The sequence below is a fragment of the Lysobacter sp. MMG2 genome, from assembly GCF_016735495.2.
Taxonomy (GTDB): Bacteria; Pseudomonadota; Gammaproteobacteria; order Xanthomonadales; family Xanthomonadaceae; genus Lysobacter_J.
This window is the reverse complement of sequence record NZ_JAERQY020000002.1, coordinates 600,628-619,771: the sequence shown is the minus strand read 5'-3', so window position 1 is coordinate 619,771 and position 19,144 is coordinate 600,628. Positions and strand designations below refer to the sequence as shown.

At 68.0% G+C, this 19,144-nt stretch carries 17 protein-coding genes and 1 riboswitch; of the genes, 10 read left to right on the top strand and 7 right to left on the bottom strand.

Annotated features, from left to right (window positions below):
* The first annotated feature begins 3 nt into the window (after nt 1-3).
* From mtgA to JI752_RS10850, 3 genes are all read left to right on the top strand, one after another.
* Nucleotides 4-756 carry a monofunctional biosynthetic peptidoglycan transglycosylase gene (gene mtgA, locus JI752_RS10860; protein ID WP_216964303.1) on the top strand — a complete coding sequence of 251 codons (753 nt, stop codon included), beginning with the start codon at nt 4-6 and terminating at the stop codon, nt 754-756.
* Between the two features lie 29 nt (nt 757-785).
* Nucleotides 786-1,802 carry a glycosyltransferase family 2 protein gene (locus tag JI752_RS10855; RefSeq protein WP_216963619.1) on the top strand — a complete coding sequence of 339 codons (1,017 nt, stop codon included), beginning with the start codon at nt 786-788 and terminating at the stop codon, nt 1,800-1,802.
* Nucleotides 1,803-1,880: 78 nt separating this feature from the next.
* Nucleotides 1,881-2,309, top strand: a complete 429-nt coding sequence (locus JI752_RS10850; RefSeq protein ID WP_216963616.1) for a CBS domain-containing protein — start codon at nt 1,881-1,883, stop codon at nt 2,307-2,309.
* 9 nt (nt 2,310-2,318) lie between these two features.
* Here the strand turns inward: JI752_RS10850 and JI752_RS10845 are convergent, their stop codons facing one another.
* Together JI752_RS10845 and JI752_RS10840 are read right to left on the bottom strand one after the other, a co-directional pair.
* Nucleotides 2,319-4,208 (bottom strand): AsmA family protein, encoded by a 1,890-nt coding sequence (locus tag JI752_RS10845; protein WP_216963614.1) that lies wholly within the window; start codon nt 4,206-4,208, stop codon nt 2,319-2,321.
* Nucleotides 4,209-4,426: 218 nt separating this feature from the next.
* Nucleotides 4,427-5,128, bottom strand: coding sequence for a hemolysin III family protein (locus tag JI752_RS10840; RefSeq protein WP_216963610.1), 702 nt, complete (start codon nt 5,126-5,128; stop codon nt 4,427-4,429).
* A 152-nt stretch (nt 5,129-5,280) separates the two neighbouring features.
* On the opposite strand from JI752_RS10840, the gene JI752_RS10835 reads away from it, so the two are divergent.
* Nucleotides 5,281-5,904, top strand: coding sequence for a sulfotransferase family 2 domain-containing protein (locus JI752_RS10835; RefSeq protein ID WP_216963607.1), 624 nt, complete (start codon nt 5,281-5,283; stop codon nt 5,902-5,904).
* Between the two features lie 2 nt (nt 5,905-5,906).
* Nucleotides 5,907-6,539, top strand: coding sequence for an aspartyl/asparaginyl beta-hydroxylase domain-containing protein (locus tag JI752_RS10830; RefSeq protein WP_216963602.1), 633 nt, complete (start codon nt 5,907-5,909; stop codon nt 6,537-6,539).
* Between the two features lie 345 nt (nt 6,540-6,884).
* On the opposite strand, the gene JI752_RS10825 is transcribed toward JI752_RS10830, so the two are convergent.
* Together JI752_RS10825 and JI752_RS10820 are read right to left on the bottom strand one after the other, a co-directional pair.
* The gene (locus JI752_RS10825; RefSeq protein ID WP_216963599.1) at nt 6,885-7,154 is read right to left on the bottom strand and encodes a DUF1294 domain-containing protein; all 270 of its coding nucleotides are present in this window, start codon (nt 7,152-7,154) and stop codon (nt 6,885-6,887) included.
* Nucleotides 7,154-8,758, bottom strand: a complete 1,605-nt coding sequence (locus JI752_RS10820) for a peptide chain release factor 3 (RefSeq protein WP_216963596.1) — start codon at nt 8,756-8,758, stop codon at nt 7,154-7,156. Before JI752_RS10820 ends, JI752_RS10825 begins: the two co-directional genes overlap by 1 nt.
* A gap of 316 nt (nt 8,759-9,074) precedes the next feature.
* Here JI752_RS10820 and JI752_RS10815 point away from each other — a divergent pair, with 316 nt between their 5' ends.
* Entirely contained in the window at nt 9,075-10,157 is a 1,083-nt protein-coding gene (locus tag JI752_RS10815) for an HDOD domain-containing protein (protein WP_342315965.1), read from the top strand.
* Between the two features lie 394 nt (nt 10,158-10,551).
* On the opposite strand, the gene JI752_RS10810 is transcribed toward JI752_RS10815, so the two are convergent.
* Complete coding sequence (locus JI752_RS10810) at nt 10,552-11,469, bottom strand: M23 family metallopeptidase (RefSeq protein ID WP_254200545.1); 918 nt, start codon at nt 11,467-11,469, stop codon at nt 10,552-10,554.
* Between the two features lie 4 nt (nt 11,470-11,473).
* A complete protein-coding gene (locus tag JI752_RS10805; protein WP_216963590.1) occupies nt 11,474-12,580 on the bottom strand; it encodes a phytase in 1,107 nt (368 codons plus the stop codon).
* Between the two features lie 119 nt (nt 12,581-12,699).
* Nucleotides 12,700-12,826, top strand: a riboswitch (SAM riboswitch).
* Nucleotides 12,827-12,894: 68 nt separating this feature from the next.
* Between JI752_RS10805 and JI752_RS10800 the strand changes: the two genes are divergently transcribed.
* The 4 genes from JI752_RS10800 (at nt 12,895) to JI752_RS10785 (ending at nt 17,003) form a co-directional block, all read left to right on the top strand.
* Complete coding sequence (locus tag JI752_RS10800; RefSeq protein WP_216963587.1) at nt 12,895-13,959, top strand: homoserine O-succinyltransferase; 1,065 nt, start codon at nt 12,895-12,897, stop codon at nt 13,957-13,959.
* Nucleotides 13,956-15,149, top strand: coding sequence for an O-succinylhomoserine (thiol)-lyase (locus tag JI752_RS10795; protein ID WP_216963584.1), 1,194 nt, complete (start codon nt 13,956-13,958; stop codon nt 15,147-15,149). The genes JI752_RS10800 and JI752_RS10795 overlap by 4 nt, the downstream gene beginning before the upstream one ends.
* Nucleotides 15,146-16,234, top strand: a complete 1,089-nt coding sequence (locus JI752_RS10790) for a homoserine dehydrogenase (protein ID WP_216963580.1) — start codon at nt 15,146-15,148, stop codon at nt 16,232-16,234. Before JI752_RS10795 ends, JI752_RS10790 begins: the two co-directional genes overlap by 4 nt.
* Nucleotides 16,235-16,685: 451 nt before the next feature.
* Nucleotides 16,686-17,003: a helix-turn-helix domain-containing protein gene (locus JI752_RS10785; RefSeq protein ID WP_216963578.1), complete on the top strand. Its 318-nt coding sequence runs from the start codon at nt 16,686-16,688 to the stop codon at nt 17,001-17,003.
* Nucleotides 17,004-17,118: 115 nt separating this feature from the next.
* On the opposite strand, the gene JI752_RS19530 is transcribed toward JI752_RS10785, so the two are convergent.
* The gene (locus tag JI752_RS19530) at nt 17,119-19,131 is read right to left on the bottom strand and encodes a glycosyl hydrolase family 18 protein (RefSeq protein ID WP_216964299.1); all 2,013 of its coding nucleotides are present in this window, start codon (nt 19,129-19,131) and stop codon (nt 17,119-17,121) included.
* Nucleotides 19,132-19,144 lie beyond the last annotated feature (13 nt).

Here is a 19,144-nt window from a genome sequence, read left to right as displayed (position 1 = left end):
GGCATGAACGTGCGCGAAGAAGACAGGCCCGACGGGTCCAAGACGGTACCGCCGCGCCGACGCCGGCGCTGGCTGCGGTGGCTGATCGCGTTGCCGTTCGCCCTGCTGCTGTTGAGCGTGGTGCAGGTGGCGACGCTGCGTTTCGTCGATCCGGCCTTCAGCGCGTTCATGCTGTCCCGTCAGCTGGAGGCATGGAGCGAAGGCGACTGGCGCTTCCGCATCGCCCACGACTGGCGTGACCTGGACGAGATCTCGCCCCATGTGCCGCTGGCGGTCGTGGCCTCGGAGGACCAGAACTTCGCCGACCACTTCGGCTTCGATCTCAAGGCCATCGAAAAGGCGCGCAAGAACAACGAACGCGGCCGCAGGGTGCGCGGCGGCAGCACGATCAGCCAGCAGACCGCCAAGAACCTGTTCCTGTGGAGCGGACGAAGCTGGGTGCGCAAGGGCATCGAGGCCTGGTACACGGTGCTGATCGAAGCGCTGTGGCCCAAGCACCGCATCATCGAGGTGTACGTCAACATCGCCGAGTTCGGCGACGGCGTGTACGGCGCGCAGGCCGCGGCCCGCACCTACTTCGGCAAGGATGCCGACCGCCTCGGGCCGGCCGAGGCCGCGCGCATGGCCGCGGTCTTGCCGAGCCCGCGCCGCTACAGCATCAGCCGGCCCGGTCCGTACGTGCAGCGGCGATCGCAGGCCATCCAGCGGCAGATGCGCTACATGGGCGGCACCGAGTACCTCCAGCGGATCGAGTAGGCGCCGCGAGACCCGGCTACCATTGCCCCATGACCTGCAACCGCCTCACCGTCGTCATCGCCGCCTTCAACGAGGCCGACAGCCTGCCGTTGCTGCATCCGCGCATCCGCGCGGTGGTCGACGCGCTCGCGCACGAGGAAGGCATCGACGGACAGGTGCTCTACATCGACGACGGAAGCACCGATGCGACCTGGCCGCTGATGCAGCAGCTCGCGGCCGCAGACCGTCGCGTCGCACTGCTGCGGCTGTCGCGCAATTTCGGCAAGGAGCTCGCCCTCACCGCTGGGCTGGACCGCGTGGAGGAAGGCGCCGCGCTGATCCTGGATGCCGACGGGCAGGACCCGCCGGAGCTCATCCCGCAGTTCATCGCGAAGTGGCGCGAAGGCTACGACGACGTCCACGGCACCCGCATGGAGCGCGAAGGCGAGGGCTGGCTCAAGCGTTCCACGGCGCACGCGTTCTACCGCTTGATCGGCCGTCTGTCGAAGACGCCGATTCCGGCCGACACCGGCGATTTCCGCCTGCTGTCGCCGCGCGCGCTGGAGGGGCTGCGTCAGCTGCGCGAACGTCATCGGTTCATGAAGGGCCTGTTCGGCTGGGTCGGCTACAACCGCATCTCCATTCCGTATCACCGCGATCCGCGCGTGGCCGGACGCAGCAAGTTCAATTTCTGGAGGCTGTGGAACCTCGCGCTGGAAGGCATCACCAGCTTCTCCACCGCGCCGCTGCGACTGGCGACGTACATGGGCCTGCTGACGGCGATGGTCGCCTTCCTCTACGGCGTGTGGATCATCGTCAAGGCGATGCTGCTCGGAGATCCCGTGGCGGGCTGGCCGACGATGATGTCGGTGATCCTGTTCCTCGGCGGCGTGCAGCTGATCGCGCTGGGCGTGATCGGCGAGTACCTGGGGCGCCTGTACGACGAATCCAAGCAGCGTCCGCTCTACCTGGTGGACACCTGGCAGCCCGCACGCCCGGCGCGCCCGGCCGAGGCGCCGAACGAGGGCGATCGCGTGCAGCGCCTGCACGGATCCAGGGTGGATTGACGCTCGTCCGTCTTCGCATGCGTTGACGTCGCCCTGGAGTATGCTCGGCCGCAAGCCCCCTGGCGGAAGGAGACGGCCATGCGCACCGTGCGGCAATTGCTCGAAGCCAAAGCGCCGGAAGTGTTCGCGATCGGCCCGGACGCACCGGTGATCGACGCGATCAGGTTGATGGCCGAAAAGCACATTGGCGCCGTACTGGTGCTGGATGCAGGACGACTGGTGGGCATCCTGTCCGAGCGCGACTATGCGCGGAAGATCGTGCTGCAGGGACGCTCTTCGGCCGACACGCCCGTGCGCACCATCATGACCGGCCAGGTCATCAGCATCGGCCTGGACGACACCACCGACCGCTGCATGCAGATCGTCACCGACCGCCGCATCCGTCATCTGCCGGTCGTGCACAACGGGCAGGTGCTGGGCGTGGTGTCCATCGGCGATCTGGTGAAGGCGGTGATCGAAGACCAGCAGGTCGAACTGGACCAGTTGCAGCGCTACATCGCCAGCTGAGTCAGCGGCTCATTTGGCGTAACGACCGCCGCAGCCCGAGTCCTCGCCCGGGCCCAGTTCCAGCGTCGCCAGCAGCGCGGCCGGCGGTGTGATCGTCCCAAGCGTGAGCGCGATCGCGCCGCGCAACCCCACGCCCGCCAGATCCGGATGCACCTTGGGCTGCTTGAACGTGCCATCCACGCGCAGCGGCGTGCGGAAGGTGAGCAGGCTGCGGTCCTTCGGGCGCGGGCGGATGGTGAGATCAAGCGTTTCATCGCGCAGGTTCACCGTGCCCGAGCCGATGAGGATGGTGTCGGTCGTATCGAACGCCAGCGAGCGCGCCGTCATCAGTCCGTTGTCCACGCCGAAGTCCGCGAACGCGCAGCGCACCGGAATCTGCCGGTCGCCGCCGAGCTTGAACTTGATGATCTCCGCCAGGTCGATGCCGGCCATTTCCATCAGCAGGTTGCTGATGCGCCCCCGACCCATGCCGACGGAGATGTTGCCGTCACTGCTGCCCAGCATCGCCGCGATGGAATTGCCTGTGCCTTCGATGCCGACATCGCCGCTGATCTTGCCGATCGCGTTCTGCGCAAGTTCCACCTTGGGCAGCAGCTTGGAGAGATTGAGCCCGGCGAGCTTCGCATCGGCGCGGGTGCGGATCGTGTCGGTGCGCGCGTCCATGCGGATGCGCGAACGGATGTCGCCGTCGGCCACGCCGAAGTTCAGCGGATCCAGTTTCAAAAGCCCGCCTTCCAGCAGCAGGTGCGCGTCCATGTCGTCCAGCGGCAGGCTGGGCGCGTTGATCCGCACCGCGCGCAGGCGCACGTCGGCGTCCATCGCGCGCAGCTTGTCGAGCTCGTACGGCGTGTGCGGAAGCAGGCGCGCGCTGGCCTGTTCCTGCGCGGCCTTCGCGCTCTGCTCGGCATTGGCCGTCTCGCCGCGGCCGCTCTGCGGCGCGCCACCGACGAAGCCGGCCAGGTCGTCGAAGTCCAGGCGCTGCGAGGTGAGGTTGGCGCGCAGATAGGGACGCTTGCCGCCGGTCGTCACGCTGGCGTCGCCGTGCATGTCGCTGTCGCCGATGCGGCCGTCGAAGTTGCGGTAGTGCCACACGTTGCCTTCGCGGCTGAAACGTCCGTCGAGCGTGTACGGCGGCGTGTGCGGGATGGCCAGTCCCAGCAGCGGATACAGGTCGGCGAGGTCGCGACCGGACAGTTTCATCTGCAGGTCGAAACCGCGCAGCCGCAGAGGATCCAGCAGCGTGCCACGCGCATGCGCGTGGGTCGGGCCCGCGGAGGCGCGCACGTCGATCCGGTACGGCGCCTCGCGATCGCGCAACAGCAACGGCGAAGCGGCCGTGCCCTCCAGCACGAACTTGTTGTTCTGCCACAGCCCTCCGCCGATGACCGACACCGGCGCGGACGCACCCCGCGTGCGCGCGCCCTGGCTGCTCACGCCGATGCGGATGTCGGTGCGCTTGGGCGCGTCGAGGAACTGCAGGAAGCCACGCTGGATGTCGACGCGGCGGAACTGCACGTTGGTCTCGCTGCTCTGGTCGCCGAACACCCAGTTGCCGTCGCCGCCCTTGGGGTTGGTCTCCAGCAGCAGGCGCGGGCGGTCCAGGCGGATCAGCGGCAACAGCACCTGCCGGCGCAACAGCGGGCGCAGCGCGATGCCGATTTCCGCACGATCGGCCGAGGCCATCACGGGTTCGCGCGCCCACGAGGCGTTGCCGAAACGCACGCGTTCGCCCGACACCACCGGTGTCCAACTCAGGTCGACGTCGAGGTTGCCGTCGATGTGGAACTCGCGGCCGGTGCGCGCCTCGACCTGGCGCTCCAGCGGGCCTTTGAACCAATTCCAGTCCCAGATGGCGATAAGAATGGCGAGCAGCGCCGCGACGATCGCCAGCGCCGTCATCACCGGATGGCGATGCGGCCATGCGCGGCCGGCGTCCGCACCGCCAGACCCCGCGTTTCGAGGACCGCGCCAGCGCATGCCGTCATCTGCACGCGACGCAGTGCGCGCGTGCCGTTGTCATGAAAGGAGATAGCAAAGCGTTCACCGCAGATCCGCCTGGATACCGCCCCACCATCGGCGGCGCGCGGTCAAGCGAAAGTGAACGCGTTGTGCGCAGTTCAGCTCGGCAGGATGCTGCCCGGCGTGACCACCTGCGCCATCACGGCGACGTAATGGCACACGCTGCCGGCCACCACGAACAGGTGCCAGATCGCGTGCGAATAGGGCAGCGATGGCCGGTGATAGAACACCGTGCCCAGCGTGTAGAACACGCCGCCGCCGAACAGCCATCCGATGGTCCAGCCGTCCAGCGCCCCCAGCAGCGGCTTGATCGCCACGATCACCAGCCAGCCCATCGCGATGTAGATGCCGGTGGAAAGCAGCTTGAAACGACCCGTGAAGAACAGCTTGAACACCACTCCGGCCAGGGCCAGCGTCCAGATCGCCGCGAACAGCCCCCAGCCCCACGGCCCGCGCAGGCCGATCAGCGTGAAGGGAGTGTAGGTGCCGGCGATCAGCAGATAGATCGCGCAGTGATCGAAGACCTTCAGCCGCGCCTTGGCGACCGGGTGCTGGATCGCGTGGTAGAGCGTGGAGGCGAGGTAGAGCAGGAGCAGGCAGATGCCGAAGACGATCGCCCCCGCCAGTTGCCAGCCATCGCCGTACAGGGCGGCCAATGTAATGAGGACGGCACCACCGGCGAGCGCGGCGGTCGCGCCCAGGCCGTGGGTCAGGGCATTGACGAATTCCTCGCGCACCGAATGCAGGTCGTGCGGCGCAACGGACGCGGAACCGTCGTGGACGGATCGGGCGGGGGGCATGGTGCGAGCATCCTAGCGCACGCTGGAGCAAATGCTCGGGATCGCTGGCCGAGACAAAGGCGAGGCTGTGACGCCGGCCTCAGGACGCGCCCGGCAGCCTCTATGATGCCGGCACTGCCTTGCCCGTCCGCCTCATCCCGAACCCGGCCCCGATGATCATTTCGCACCAGCACCGCTTCGTCTTCGCCGCCATTCCCAAGACCGGCACGCATTCGGTGCGCCAGGCATTGCGCGAACACCTCAGCGAGGAGGACCTGGAGCAGGTCGGCCTGTTCGTGAACAAGCGGTTTCCGTTCGAGGAGCTGGCAGCCATCAAGCACGGCCACATCACGCTGGCCCAGATACGCCCGTTCCTCGGCGAGGAACCCTTCGCCTCGTATTTCAAGTTCGCGTTCGTGCGCAATCCCTTCGACCGCTTCGTCTCCTACTGCGCGTTCATGACGCGCGCCGACGGGGCGTTCCTGAAGAACCCGCAGCAGGTGATGCGTTACATCCTGTTCCAGGCGCGTCCGATGCAGCACATCCTGTTCCAGCCGCAGCACACGTTCGTCACCGACGAGGACGGCACGATGCTGGCCGATCACGTCGGGCGCGTGGAAGACATGCAGGCGTCCTACGACGCGATCTGCGAGCGGCTGGGCCTGCCGTCCGCGACGCTGGGGCAGGTCAACAGTTCGCGCCGCGGCGGTTACCGGGACTACTATGACCAGGCGCTGATCGACGGCGTCGCCGAGCTTTACCGGCGCGACCTGGAACTGTTCGGATACGAGTTCTGACCATGACCGCCACTGCCGCCTTCTCGCCTGCCGACGTCCAGCCGAACCCGCGCAAGACCACTTCGGTGCGCCGGCTCGGCCATGTCGACATCGCGCGTCTGCGCGAGGCGGTGCTCGCCATTCCCGAAGCGACCTGGGACGCGGAGAACGCCGACAAGCCCAACCGTTTCGAAGCGCTGGACCGTACGCGCCACATCGTGTTCCGCTTCGTCAGCGATTTCCAGGATTGGCGCAAGCATTACGAGCGCCCGCTGTGGGCGTCATGGCGCGAATTGCTCGAACCGGTGTTGGCGCAGGCCGTCGCGCCTTACGGTTATGCGCGCGGCGAATTCCCGCGCGTGATGCTCGCGCGCATGGCGCCGGGAGGCGTGATCAAGCCGCACCGGGATGCGAATCCCGCGGCGAAGTGGCCGCACAAGATCCATGTGCCGCTGCTCACCAACGAGAAGGTGGTGTTCTTCATCGACGGCACCGGCTATCACTTCATCGAAGGCGAAGCGGTGGAGGTCAGCAACATGGCCGTGCACGCGGTGGAAAACAACGGCGACGCCGATCGCATCCACCTGATCTTCGAGTACTTCGACGCCGATCAGCCGACGCCGCCGTGGGTGGGGAAGTTGCCGGCGCGGAAGTGATCGGGCGAGTGCGGGGCCGGACTGGCCGTGGTCGGTCCTCGCAAAGATGGACGACTCTCTCAACCCGTCATCCCGGTGTAGGCCGGGACCCAGGCTCGTTGCGCATGGCGCAGCGCGCGGGCACTTCCCATCGGGCAATCCATCTCACGTCATTCCCGCGAAAGCGGGGTCTTTGGGGTCGCCGTAGGGCGGCACTCTCCAGGGACTTTCCGCGCTTGCCCCGTTGCCTCGTGAGCAACTGCAGAAAAATGGATTCCAGCTTTCGCTGGAATGACGTGATGTGTCGGAGGACGTGCAGCCTGGGTCCCGGCCTACGCCGGGATGACGGAGTTACTGATCTGCGATCTACGGATTGCGCGTTAACAGCACCAGCATCACCACCACCTGCGCCGTGACGATCAGCATCATCGCCCGTCGGAACGACGGCTTGGCCGTCTTGTGCCGGAACAGCCTCATCGCGAACAACGCGCCCGGCGAGCCGCCGAGCAGCGCCAGCGCGAGCAGCCAGCGTTCCGGAACACGCCGGCGCTTGCCGCCGGCGATCGCCTTGTCGTAGCCGTACACCAGCACGGTGGCGAGGTTGAGCACCAGCCACCACGCCAGCCATGCGGGCATCAGTCGAACGCCGCCGCGTGCGCGTGCTCGCGCGTGGCGAGGAACTTCACGTCCGGGGCGCGCTCCTGCGCCAGCTGCAGGTTCACGCGGGTCGGCGCGAGGTAGACCAGCTCACCGGCGGCGTCGACCGCGAGGTTCATCGCGTTCTTGTCGCGGAACTCTTCGAGCTTCTTCTCGTTGTCGCAGCGGATCCAGCGCGCCGTGGCGACGCTGACCTGCTCGAAGCTCGCGTCCACGCCGTATTCGTCCTTCAGGCGATAAGCGACGACGTCGAACTGCAGCACACCCACCGCACCCAGGATCAGGTCGTTGCTCATCAGCGGACGGAAGAACTGCGTGGCGCCTTCCTCCGACAACTGCGCCAGGCCCTTCTGCAACTGCTTCAGCTTGAGGGGATCGCGCAGGCGCGCACGGCGGAAGAGCTCCGGTGCGAAGTTCGGGATGCCGGTGAAGCTCAGCGCCTCGCCCTCGGTGAAGCTGTCGCCGATGGAGATCGTGCCGTGGTTGTGGATGCCGATGACATCGCCCGGCCACGCGCTCTCGGCGATCTCGCGGTCGCTCGCCATGAAGGTCAGCGCGTTGGCGAGCTTCACTTCCTTGCCGCTGCGCACGTGGAAGGCCTTCATGCCGGCGCTGAACTGGCCCGAGCACACGCGCATGAACGCCACGCGGTCGCGATGCTGCGGGTCCATGTTGGCCTGGATCTTGAAGACGAAGCCGGTGAGCTTGGGCTCGTACGACGCCACTTCGCGCGAGGTGGTCGCGCGCGGGCGCGGCGAGGGTGCGTGCTCGACGAAGAAGTCCAGCAGCAGCTGCACGCCGAAATTGTTCACGGCCGAACCGAAGAACACCGGCGTCTGCTCGCCCGACAGGTATTTGGCGACATCGAACGGGTGCGAGGCGCCTTCCACCAGCTCCAGTTCTTCGCGCAGCTCCTGCAGCATCTGCGCGCCGATGCGAGCTTCAAGCGCCGGGTCGTCGATGGACGCGAAGATGGTCGAGTCCTGGCGCGTGAAGTTGCGGCCTTGTTCGTACAGGTGCACCTCGCCGGTGACCAGGTGGACCACGCCCTTCAGGCGCTGGCCCATGCCGATCGGCCAGGTGATCGGCGCGCACTGGATGCCCAGCACGCTCTCCACCTCGTCGAGCAGGTCGATCGGGTTCTTGCCCTCGCGATCGAGCTTGTTGATGAAGGTCATGATCGGCGTGTCGCGCAGGCGGCACACCTCCATCAGCTTGATCGTGCGTTCTTCCACGCCCTTGGCCACGTCGATGACCATGAGCGCGGAGTCCACCGCGGTGAGCACGCGGTAGGTGTCCTCGCCGAAGTCGGCGTGGCCGGGCGTGTCGAGGAGGTTGACGATGCGCCCCTCGTAGGGGAACTGCATCACCGAGCTGGTCACCGAGATGCCGCGCTCCTTTTCCAGCGCCATCCAGTCGGACGTCGCATGGCGCGCGGCCTTGCGGCCCTTGACCGAGCCGGCCATCTGGATCGCACCGCCGAACAGCAGCAGCTTTTCGGTGAGCGTGGTCTTGCCCGCGTCGGGGTGCGAAATGATCGCGAACGTGCGGCGGCGGGCGGCTTCGAGGGAAACGTCGGACATGGAAACGGCGGGCGCGGACGGGCCGGACGGCGGTCCGCGCATCGGAAGTCGGGAAGGGCGGGAAGTATACGGGCTGGCGGCGGTTCCCTTGCCCGGCGTGGAGGGCAAGGCCGGGGGACTAAGCCGCACCGGCTCGGGAGCCGGACGGTGGCGGTACCGCCTTCATGCCGTCCTGCGGGTCTCCGGGTTCGCCAGGGGCGGGGCGGGCAAAGTGTGCGCTACCTCTCATTTCCGTATTTGCCCATTCAGCCGACCCTAAAGCTCGGCCCCACTGCGCCGCTACCCGTCTTGGATATCCGTAATGCCGGGGGTTGCAGTGCGCATCGTGATCGTGGGTGAGGACGCCGGCCGCGCCGGCGAATTCGAGGAATCGCTGAGCTATTTCGATCTGGGCTGGGACGTGCAGTGGCTGGCCGAACCGGACGCCGCGCTGTCGTCGGGCGAGCCGATCGACGTGTTCCTGTGCGGATTGCGCCTGGGCGCCGTGCCGGGCCCGGTGCTGCTGAGCCAGGTCGCCGCGCTGCATCCGCAGGCGGTGCGCATCCTGCTGCTGGACCCGGAAGAGGACAGCGGCTCGATGCAGGGCCTGGACTGCGCCCACCGGCTGCTGTCGCGCCCGCTCGACGCGGGCGAGCTGATCGAGGCCGTGGACAGCGTGGCCGAGCTGCGCCAGGTGCTGGGCAGCGAGGAACTGAAGCAGGCCGTAGGTCGGGTCGGCTCGCTGCCGCCGCCGCCGCGCCTGTACCTGGAACTGAGCCGCCTGCTGCGCGATCCGGATGCGAGTAACGCGGCGATTGCGCAGATGCTTTCGCAAGATCCGGCGATCGTCGCCAAGGTGCTGCGCCTGTGCAATTCGGCGTACTTCTCCGGCGGTCGCGAGATCACCGACATCCGCGCCGCGGTCACGCGCCTGGGCCACCAGACGCTGCTGCGCCTGGTGCTGGCGAGCGAAGCGTTCGGACCGACGCAACTGGCGGGCAAGGAGCGCGAGGCGATCCAGGACCGTGCGCTGCGCACCTCGCGACTGGCGCGTCGCCTGCTGGCCGGGCCGAGTGCGGAACTCGCCGCCACGGCGGGCCTGCTGGCGGAAGTGGGCAAGCTGTTGCCGGGCGTGTCCGACGGATCGGAAGGTTCGACCGGCCCGCATTACGCGGAAGCCGGTGCCTACCTGCTGGGCCTGTGGGGCCTGCCGATGCCGATCGTCGAAGGCGTGGCGTTCCAGCACCGCCCGGGCCGCCTGAAGGCCAGCGGTTTCTGGGTCGCCGGCGCGGTGCACGTGGCCTCGACGCTGGTCGCCGGGAGGCCGGTGGACGAGGGCTATCTGCGCAACGTCAACGTGATCGATCGTTTGCCGCAGTGGCGCGACATGGTGGAGCCGGCGGCGGCGCAGGCGGCCTGATCGCCCAAGAGTCCTGTCATCCCGTCGAAGGTCGGGATCCAGGCCTGTAGCGTGCGGGCACTCCGATGGCGGTGAACGCTGTCACCGTCATCCCGGTGAAGGCCGGGCCCCGGGCCCGTAACGCGCGGGCACTCCGACGGCGGTGAGCCCTGTCACCGTCATCCCAGCGAAAGCTGGGATCCATGTTGACTTGGCTTTGGCCCGCCTCCCAAAGAAGGAGCAATAGCCAAGCTTCCGATCGGCTGCGAGCAAATTCAAACGGATTCCAGCTTTCGCTGGAATGACGCGATGTGTGTGTGCGCGTGACAGCCTGGATTCCGGTCTTCGCCGGATGACGGTTCTGTGCGTGGTCTGCTTAGGCGACAAGTCGCTTCGCCGGTATCACCGCCCGCCTTCAACCCCCCGATATCCGCAACGGCCCCTGCGGTCCGATCATGCGGAACGGGATCGACTCCAGCTTCATCCCGCGGTTCACCTGCACGGCGAAATGCAGGTGCGGGCCGGTGGTGAAACCGGTGTTGCCCGACAGGCCGATCTGCTGGCCGGCGCGCACGCGCTGGCCCACGCGCACCAGTGCGCCTTCGGATTTCAGGTGCGCGTACAGCGTCATCGTGCCGTCCTCGTGGAGGATGCGCACGAAGTTCGCGCGGCCGCCGTAGCGTTCCAGGTTGAGCCCGGCCTTGTCGAAATCCGATTCCACCTGCATCACCACGCCCTCGCGCGCGGCCAGCACGGGCGTGCCGATGTCGGCGGCGAAATCCACCGCATAGCGGTTCTGCTCGTCGCGGTGGCTGAAATGCCCGCCGTAGCCCTGGTCGATGCGGAACTGCGCCTGCTGCAGCGGCAGCAAGTAGTCGACGTCGCGCGGGCGCGCGGACGGGTCGCCGGGCAGGCTGTCCATCTGCAGCTCGAAATCGAACCCGCGGTCCGGATCGGCCGAACTGAGCACCGCCACCAGCGCGCTGCTTCTGGCCGCCACCGTCGCCCGCGCGGGCAGCACCGGGCTGCCGATCACGTTGTCGCTGCGGCTGAAATCCAGTTGCACCTGCACCGGGCCGGAGAGCCGGTTGTCGGCGAACGCGAGGAAACGCTCGCCGTCGTTCTCGATGCGCAGCTGCGCGATCGCGCTGGGTTCGCCTTCGACCGGGATCGTCCTCACCTGCGACGGCGGCGCGTTGGGAACGTGGTCGCCGTAGTGCGTGACGCCGCTGCGGTCGGTCCAGCGGTAGATCTTCGCCGCGCCCGCGCCGAAGGCCATCAGCAGCGCGGCGCCGCCGATGATCCAGACCGCCTGGCGGGACGCGCGCCTCATCGCATCACGGTGCGCAGGTGGGCGAAAGCTGCAGAACGCGTGCGACCTCCGCCAGGTCGAACGCGGTGACCGACTTGTCGTCGTGCACCGCGAACAGCGCGCCGCTCGGGAAGGTCTTCGTCGAAGCCGCGTGCAACGCGACGCCGTCGGTGTGCGCGGTGGTCTCGCCCTCGAAGCTGCCGCGCGGTTCCAGCGTGGCACGGTCGAACAGGTGGAAGATCGTCAGCGGTGCGAGCTGGTCCACCGCGATCCAGTAGCCGCTGCCGTCGGCGCAGCTCCATAGCGCGACGCCCTCGGCTTCGGCACCGAAGCTGTCCTGCGGCAGGCTGCGGCCGGTGTACTTGCCGCTGAAGCTGTACTCGCGCAGCGTGGATTCGTGGCGGCGATCCTCGTCGGCGATCAGCAGCCGGTCGTTGCCCGGATCGCCCGCGATCGATTCGACCATGCGCAGCCCCGCTTCCTGCGTGGTGTCGCCGAAAGAGCCCGCGTAGGTCGAGCGCAGGCGCCCGGCCTGGTCGAACTGCACGCGGAAGCGGCGCACGCGCTGGTCGAGTTCCGCCAGCGGCGGCACTTCGTCGAATTTCTTGCCGTACATGAAGCTGTCGGTGATGTAGACCTCCAGCTCGCCCGGCTCGGTCTCGGTCAGCCAGATGCCGTAGGGGCTGCGCAGTTGTTTGTCGCCGAAGCTGCCCACCGGCTTGAAATCGGGCAGGGACAACACCTGCACGCGGTGGTTGTCGCGCTCCACCACGAATGCGTAGTCGCCATAGACGGCGATGCCGTTGGGGCGATTGAACTCGCCGGGCTTGGCGCCCTCACCGCCGACGTCGCGCAGGCGCTGGCCGCTGTCGGCGTCGAACACGACCAGACGGTGCGTGGACTTGGCGGTGGCGATCAGCCACGTCGCGCCGTCCTCGGCGGTCCAGGTGGCCAGGGAGTCGAGCTCGTCCTGCGCGCTTTCGGGCGAGACGTAGCGCTCCAGCACCGTGCGCGGTTCGGGCGTGGCGACCTGTGCCGTGGCGGGCGGCGGCGCGACCGGGCGGGTGGTGGAGCAGGCGGTGATGAGGGTCGCCAGTGCGAGGGCGACGGAGACGAAAAGGCGGGGAGTCATGGAGCCGAAGTGTATGCAAGCCGCCTTCACATCGGGAGGCGGATACGTGACCGAAATAATAAATCGCTATATGCGGATGAAGCGATTGACACCGCCCCCGGACGGGGGCAGACTGCGGCCATCCATCGAGACCGGCAGAGGGACAGGCCCTTTGAAGCCGGGGCAACCCAACTCACGCAGCAATGCGGGGCGAAGGTGCCAATTCCTGCGACGAGGCGCTTTCCAGCGCCGGTCGGAAGATGGTTGCAACACGCACCCAAGCGGTGCGTGTGCGACTCGCAGGCTCGATGGCCCCTTCGTTCAAGGATGCCGCCATGAGCTTCGCCCCCACCGCCCTCCAGTTCGATTCCGCCGCCGCCACGGTCGACCGCGTCGAAGTCCTCGATGCCATCGCCCACGCCGCTTCGCAGGTGCATGCCGTGCCTGCGCTGCGTGGCGAATGCACGGTCGAACTCGACCTTCGCCATGCCGGTCGCCGCACCGTCGCGCTGCGTTACGAAATCCTCGGCGACCGCACGCTGCCGGCGGTGTTCGTGGCCGGCGGGATCTCCGCGCACCGCCACCTCGCCGCGAGCGCCGCGTTCGCCGAGCAGGGCTGGTGGGAGCAGCAGGTCGGCACAGGCAAGGCGCTGGATCCGCGCGAGCAGTGCCTGGTGGCTTTCGATTGGCTCGGCGCCGACGGCACGCTCGACGCGCCGCTGGACCCGTCCGACCAGGCCGACGCGATCAGCGCGCTGCTCGACACGCTGCGCATCGCGCGCCTGCAGGCCTTCGTCGGCTGCTCCTACGGCGCGATGGTCGGCCTGCAGTTCGCCGCGCGCCACGGTGATCGCCTGGGCCAGCTCATCGCGATCAGCGGCGTGCATCGCGCCCATCCGTATGCAAGCGCCTGGCGCGCGCTGCAGCGCCGCGCCGTCGCGCTGGGCGCGCTGCAGTGCGACGAGACGCACGGCCTCGCGCTGGCGCGCCAGTTCGCGATCCTGAGCTACCGCACGCCGGAAGAGTTCGCCGCGCGCTTCGAAGCCGCGCAGGTGAGCGAAGGCCGCGTGCGCGTGGGTGCGGAGGATTACCTCGACCACTGCGGCGCTTCCTATGTGCAGCGCACTTCGCCCACCGCGTACCTGCGCCTGTCCGAATCCATCGACCTGCAGGACGTGGACCCGACCACCATCCGCCTGCCGGTGACCGTCGTCGCCGTCGCCGAGGATCGCCTGGTGCCGCTGTCGGACGCCTACGACCTGGTCGAACGCCTGCGCGGCGAAACGCGCCTGCGCGTGGTGCGTTCGTTGTACGGCCACGACGCCTTCCTGAAGGAGGAGGCCGAGATCGGCGCGATCCTCGGCGAAGCCCTCGACGACGTGCTGGAGGTGGCGGCATGAGCATCACGCGCAACCGCTGTACCGCCGCCGTCCGCGCCGGCATCGACCGCGATACTGCCTTCGGCGCGGTGACGCCGCCGATCGTGCTGTCGTCCAACTTCAGCTTCGCCGGCTTCAACGAGAAGCGGCAGTACGACTACACGCGCAGCGGCAACCCCACGCGCGACCTGCTCGGCGAAGCGCTGGCCGAACTGGAAGGCGGCGCCGGCGGCGTCGTCACCGCCACGGGCATGGGCGCCATCACGCTGCTGCTGCACGCGCTGCTCAAGCCGGGCGATCGCCTGGTGGTGCCGCACGACGGCTACGGCGGCAGCTGGCGCTTGTTCAATGCGCTGGCGAAGAAGGGCGCATTCGAACTCATCACCGCCGACCTCACCGACCCGCGCGCGCTGACCGAAGCGCTGGCGAGCAATCCGACGGTGGTGTGGATCGAAACGCCGTCCAACCCGCTGCTGCGCATCACCGATCTGCGCTTCGTGATCGAAGCCGCGCAGGCCAAGGGCGCGCTGACGGTGGTGGACAACACCTTCCTCTCACCCGCATTGCAGCAGCCGCTGGCGTTCGGCGCGGATTTCGTCGTGCACTCCACGACCAAGTACATCAACGGACACAGCGACGTCGTCGGCGGCGCGGTGGTCGCGCGCGATGCCGAACAGCACCAGAAGCTGGTGTGGTGGGCCAACGCGCTGGGCCTCACCGGCTCGCCGTTCGACAGCTTCCTCACCCTGCGCGGCCTGCGCACGCTCGACGCGCGCCTGCGCGTGCACCAGGAGAACACGCAGGCGCTGGTGTCGCTGCTGGACGCGCATCCGGCGGTGCTCACCGTGCATTACCCGGGACTGGAATCGCACCCCGGCCACGCGCTTGCGGCGCGCCAGCAGGAAGGTTTCGGCGCGATGTTGAGCGTGGAGCTGGACGGCGGCGTGGACGCCGTGCGCGCGTTCCTCGATGGGCTGCAGTGCTTCACGCTGGCCGAATCGTTGGGTGGCGTGGAAAGCCTGGTCGCGCATCCGGCGACGATGACGCACGCGGCGATGTCCGCCGAAGCGCGCGAGGCCGCCGGTATCGGCGATGGTCTGCTGCGCCTGTCGGTCGGCATCGAGCACGTGGACGATCTGGTGGCCGACATCGCCGCCGCGCTGGAACGCGCCGAGCAGGCCGTCGCGATCGCCGAGCGTGTGAAACGATGAGCCTGGCTGCGCTGGGCGTCGCGCGCGATCTCGCCGCGCAGCGCTCACCCGCGCGCGTCGCGCTGCTGGGCACCGGCACGGTCGGCAGCGCGGTGATGGCGCGACTGGCCTCCTGGCAGGGCGCGACGCTGGGCGAGCGCCTGGCGCTGGTGCATGTGGCCAACTCGCGCGTCGGCACGAGCGATCGTGCGGGCCTCGCACCGGATGAAGCGGCGCGGCGGCTGGCGCTCGCGCCGCAGGACAGTTCGCTCGAAGCCGTCGACGCCGTGTTGCGCGGCGACGGTCCGCGCGTGGTGATCGACGCGACGGCCAGCGAAGCCGTCGCCGAGCGTCATGCGCACTGGCTGGCGCAGGGCATCCACGTCGCCACCGCGTGCAAGATCGGGCAGGGCACCTCGTTGTCCCGCTGGCGTGCGATTCGCGCAGCGGCGGCGATCGGCGATGCCGGTTATGGCGACAGCGCGACCGTCGGTGCGGGCTTGCCGTTGTTGCGCAGCCTGCGCGAGCTGCAGGCGGGCGGCGATCGCATCCATTCGATCGCCGGTGTGCTGTCGGGCTCGCTGGCGTGGCTGTTCAATCACTACGACGGCATGCGGCCGTTCTCCGTGCTGGTGCGGCAGGCGCGCGATGCCGGCTACACCGAACCGGATCCGCGCGATGACCTCTCCGGTGAAGACGTGCGCCGCAAGCTGCTGATCCTCGCGCGCACGGCCGGAGTGGAGCTGGAGGCGGCGGACGTGCAGGTCGCCTCGCTGGTACCGCCGGAACTGGCGATCCTTTCGAAGGACGCCCTCGATGCGGCGCTCCCCGCCCTCGACGCGTCGCTGCGCGAGCGTTACGCACAGGCGTACAAGCGCGGCGAGCGGCTGCGTTTCATCGCGCGTTTGCAGGACGGACGCGCGAGCGTGGGGTTGGAATCGCTGCCGGCGGATCATCCGCTGGCGGGCGGGGCCGGCACCGACAATCGCGTGGCGATCTGGTCGGATCGCTATGCGGTGCAGCCGCTGGTGATCCAGGGGCCGGGTGCCGGTGCGGAGGTCACGGCGGCGGGGTTGCTGGACGATGTGCTGCGGATGACGCGCTGAGGGTGCACCCTCCCAACCGTCATCCCGGCGAAGGCCGGGATCCAGGCTCGTTGTGTTTGGGCACTCCCTCTGTGGCAAACCATCCACCGTCATTCCCGCGAAGGCGGGGTCTTTTGGGCCGCCGCATGGCGGCACTCTCCAGGGACGTTTCATGCTTTCCCGGTGCCTTTCAGCAGCAACATCAAAATGGATTCCAGCTTCCGCTGGAATGACGTGATGCGTCGGAAGGCATGGCAGCCTGGATCCCGGCCTTCGCCGGGATGACGTGAAGGATCGATGACGTGATGTAGCGGACTGCACGTATTGGGTCGCACATATCGACCTCCACATATCACCCCGCGCAACGCACTCCTGCCTCGCCCGTTCACGAACAAGCCAGACGTTTGGCCCATGCCCGCGCGCGGAAGGCTGGCTAGGATCGGTCGCAGCTTCAGGCTGCGGTGCGCCCTCGATGGATCGACCGACTACGCCCGAACCCCACACGCGCTGGCGCCTGGACGAGGCAGGCTGGTCGCTGTTGTGTCCCGATGGCCACGCGGTCGCGCTCACCCGCACCGAGCGCCGCGTGCTCGCCAGGCTGCTGCTCACGCCCGGGCAACTGGTGACGCGCGAGGACCTTGTCGTGTCGCTGACGGACGGCGAGTTCGACTCGCACCGGCTCGATTCGCTGGTGTATCGGCTGCGCCGCAAGGTCGCCGATGGGTGCGAGTTGCCGTTGCCGCTGGATGCCATCCACGGCGAGGGCTACGTGTTCGACGACACCCGCTGAGCGCAACGCGCCGCGCGGCGCATTGGGCGCGCTTCAGAAAAAAGGCGCCGATCCTGCGATCGGCGCCGAGGGGCAAACCCGTTGTCGGGTCTGGAGAGTGCGTTGTCCCGGCCGCTTACTTCAGGCCGTTGTTGATCGTGTTGACCAGCGTGCCGGCCGCGTCGTCGCCGCTGAATTCCCAGAAGAACGCGCCGCCGAGGTTCTGCGCCTTCACGTAGCTCATCTTCTCGGTGACCATCGCCGGCGTGTCGTAGCTCCAGAACGTGTTGCCGTCGTACTTCCACGTGGCGCGCGCGTTCGCGTCGGTGTAGATCGTGCCCGGGCGGTCCTTCAGGACCTTGTAGTCCTCGTTGCCCGCTTCATACGTGCCGGGCGCGGCGGAACCGGTCTGGTACAGGCCGTTGTTTACGTTGGCCACACCCGTCCAGCCGCGGCCGTAGAAGCCGATGCCGAGGTTGAGCTTGGACGCCGGCACACCGCGCGTCAGGAACGCTTCCATCGCATCGTTGCTGTTGTAGAACTTCTGGTCGCCCGTGCGCGGATCGTTGGGCGAGTCGAACAGCGGCGAGTGATGGTTGGTGCGCGAATCCCACGTGCCGTGGAAGTCGTACGTCATCACGTTGATGTAATCCAGGTACTGGCTGTACGTGCCCGGATCGGTGACGCGCACCTTGTCCACGCCCGCACCGGCAGCGATGGTCAGCAACAGGCCCGGGCGCACCGCGTTGAGCTGGCGGCGGAACTCGGCCAGCAGTGCGGTGAAGTTGGCGCTTTCCTCCGGCGTGCCGCAGGTCAGGCCGCAGGCGGACGGGTATTCCCAGTCCAGGTCGATGCCGTCGAACACGCCCGCCGCCGCCGCCGTGCCACCCGCACCGTCGGTAACGGGCAGGTTGCCGCGGATGTAGGCGTCGATGCACGAGGACACGAACGCCACGCGGTTCTCCGGACGCGCCGCGCTGGCGAAACCGCGTGACCAGGTCCATCCGCCCAGCGAGATCAGCACCTTGAGGTTCGGATACTTCGCCTTGAGCTGCTTGAGCTGGTTCCAGTTGCCGCGCAGCGGCTGGTCCCAGGTGTCGGCCGCGCCGCTCACGCTTTCACCCGCGCCGAAGGCCTTGGTGTAGTCGGCGAATGCATCGCCGCCCACGCCGGTGGCTTCGTTGGTCGGCTGGACCACGCCCACTTCGCAGCGGTTGTTGCGCACGTTGCCGAAGGCATAGTTGATGTGCGTGATCTTCGACGCCGAACCGCTGGTGTCGATGTTCTTCACGCGGTAGTTGCGGGCGTAGATGCCCCACTGCGCGAAGTAGCCGATCACGCGCTTGTTGCCGCCACCGCCGCCTTCGAGCGTCTTGGCGCTGACCACGCCGCTCTGCGCCGAAGCGTTGGACGGATTGGCCGCATCGCGCGCACGCACGGTGTAGCTGTAGGTCGTGTTCGCCGCCAGGCCGGTGTTGGTGTAGCTGGTCGTGGTCGGCGAGGCGATCAGCGTGCCGCCGCGGTACACGTCGTAGCCGGCGACGCCCGCACCGCCGGCGTTGTCGGTCGAGGCGTTCCAGCTCAGCGCGATGCTGCTGGACGACAGCGCCGTCGCGGCCAGTCCCGTCGGCACGCTCGGTGGCGTGGTGTCGGTCGGCGGATTGACGGTGGTGACGGTGATCGTCGCCGCAGCCGTCGTCGTCGTGGCGCCCTGGTTGTCGGTGGCCTTCGCGGTGAAGCTGTGGCTGCCGGCGGTGGCATTACTCCACGTCACCGCGTACGGCGAGGTGGTGTCCACGCCCAGCGAGACCGTGCCCCTGAAGAACTCCACGCTCGCCACGCTGCCGTCGCTGTCGCTTGCATTGGCGGTGACGGCGATGCTGCTGCCGGCGTTGTAGCTGGCGCCGTTGCTGGGCGAGGTCAGCGTCACGCTCGGCGGCTGGTTGGTGCCGCCCGTGCCGCAGGCGCCCAGGTCCGTGTACCAGCCGCAGGTGGGACAGTGCGTCGGCGGCGCGTTCCAGATCTGGATGTTCGCCTGGTACAGGCGGTTCTGATACACCAGCTTGTCGCCGGGGTTGTAGATGGTGGACTGGTTCCACGCCGGTATCGCGGCGCAGGAAACCGTCTGCGCGTGCACCGTGGGAATCATGACCGTCAACGCC

Bases quoted from the DNA above. Each gene is read 5' to 3' on its own strand.
- mtgA (WP_216964303.1), top strand. From the start codon at position 4: ATGAACGTGCGCGAAGAAGACAGGCCCGACGGGTCCAAGACGGTACCG.
- JI752_RS10855 (WP_216963619.1), top strand. From the start codon at position 786: ATGACCTGCAACCGCCTCACCGTCGTCATCGCCGCCTTCAACGAGGCC.
- JI752_RS10850 (WP_216963616.1), top strand. From the start codon at position 1,881: ATGCGCACCGTGCGGCAATTGCTCGAAGCCAAAGCGCCGGAAGTGTTC.
- JI752_RS10845 (WP_216963614.1), bottom strand. From the start codon at position 4,208: ATGACGGCGCTGGCGATCGTCGCGGCGCTGCTCGCCATTCTTATCGCC.
- JI752_RS10840 (WP_216963610.1), bottom strand. From the start codon at position 5,128: ATGCCCCCCGCCCGATCCGTCCACGACGGTTCCGCGTCCGTTGCGCCG.
- JI752_RS10835 (WP_216963607.1), top strand. From the start codon at position 5,281: ATGATCATTTCGCACCAGCACCGCTTCGTCTTCGCCGCCATTCCCAAG.
- JI752_RS10830 (WP_216963602.1), top strand. From the start codon at position 5,907: ATGACCGCCACTGCCGCCTTCTCGCCTGCCGACGTCCAGCCGAACCCG.
- JI752_RS10825 (WP_216963599.1), bottom strand. From the start codon at position 7,154: ATGCCCGCATGGCTGGCGTGGTGGCTGGTGCTCAACCTCGCCACCGTG.
- JI752_RS10820 (WP_216963596.1), bottom strand. From the start codon at position 8,758: ATGTCCGACGTTTCCCTCGAAGCCGCCCGCCGCCGCACGTTCGCGATC.
- JI752_RS10810 (WP_254200545.1), bottom strand. From the start codon at position 11,469: ATGAGGCGCGCGTCCCGCCAGGCGGTCTGGATCATCGGCGGCGCCGCG.
- JI752_RS10805 (WP_216963590.1), bottom strand. From the start codon at position 12,580: ATGACTCCCCGCCTTTTCGTCTCCGTCGCCCTCGCACTGGCGACCCTC.
- JI752_RS10800 (WP_216963587.1), top strand. From the start codon at position 12,895: ATGAGCTTCGCCCCCACCGCCCTCCAGTTCGATTCCGCCGCCGCCACG.
- JI752_RS10795 (WP_216963584.1), top strand. From the start codon at position 13,956: ATGAGCATCACGCGCAACCGCTGTACCGCCGCCGTCCGCGCCGGCATC.
- JI752_RS10790 (WP_216963580.1), top strand. From the start codon at position 15,146: ATGAGCCTGGCTGCGCTGGGCGTCGCGCGCGATCTCGCCGCGCAGCGC.
- JI752_RS10785 (WP_216963578.1), top strand. From the start codon at position 16,686: ATGGATCGACCGACTACGCCCGAACCCCACACGCGCTGGCGCCTGGAC.
- JI752_RS19530 (WP_216964299.1), bottom strand. From the start codon at position 19,131: ATGATTCCCACGGTGCACGCGCAGACGGTTTCCTGCGCCGCGATACCG.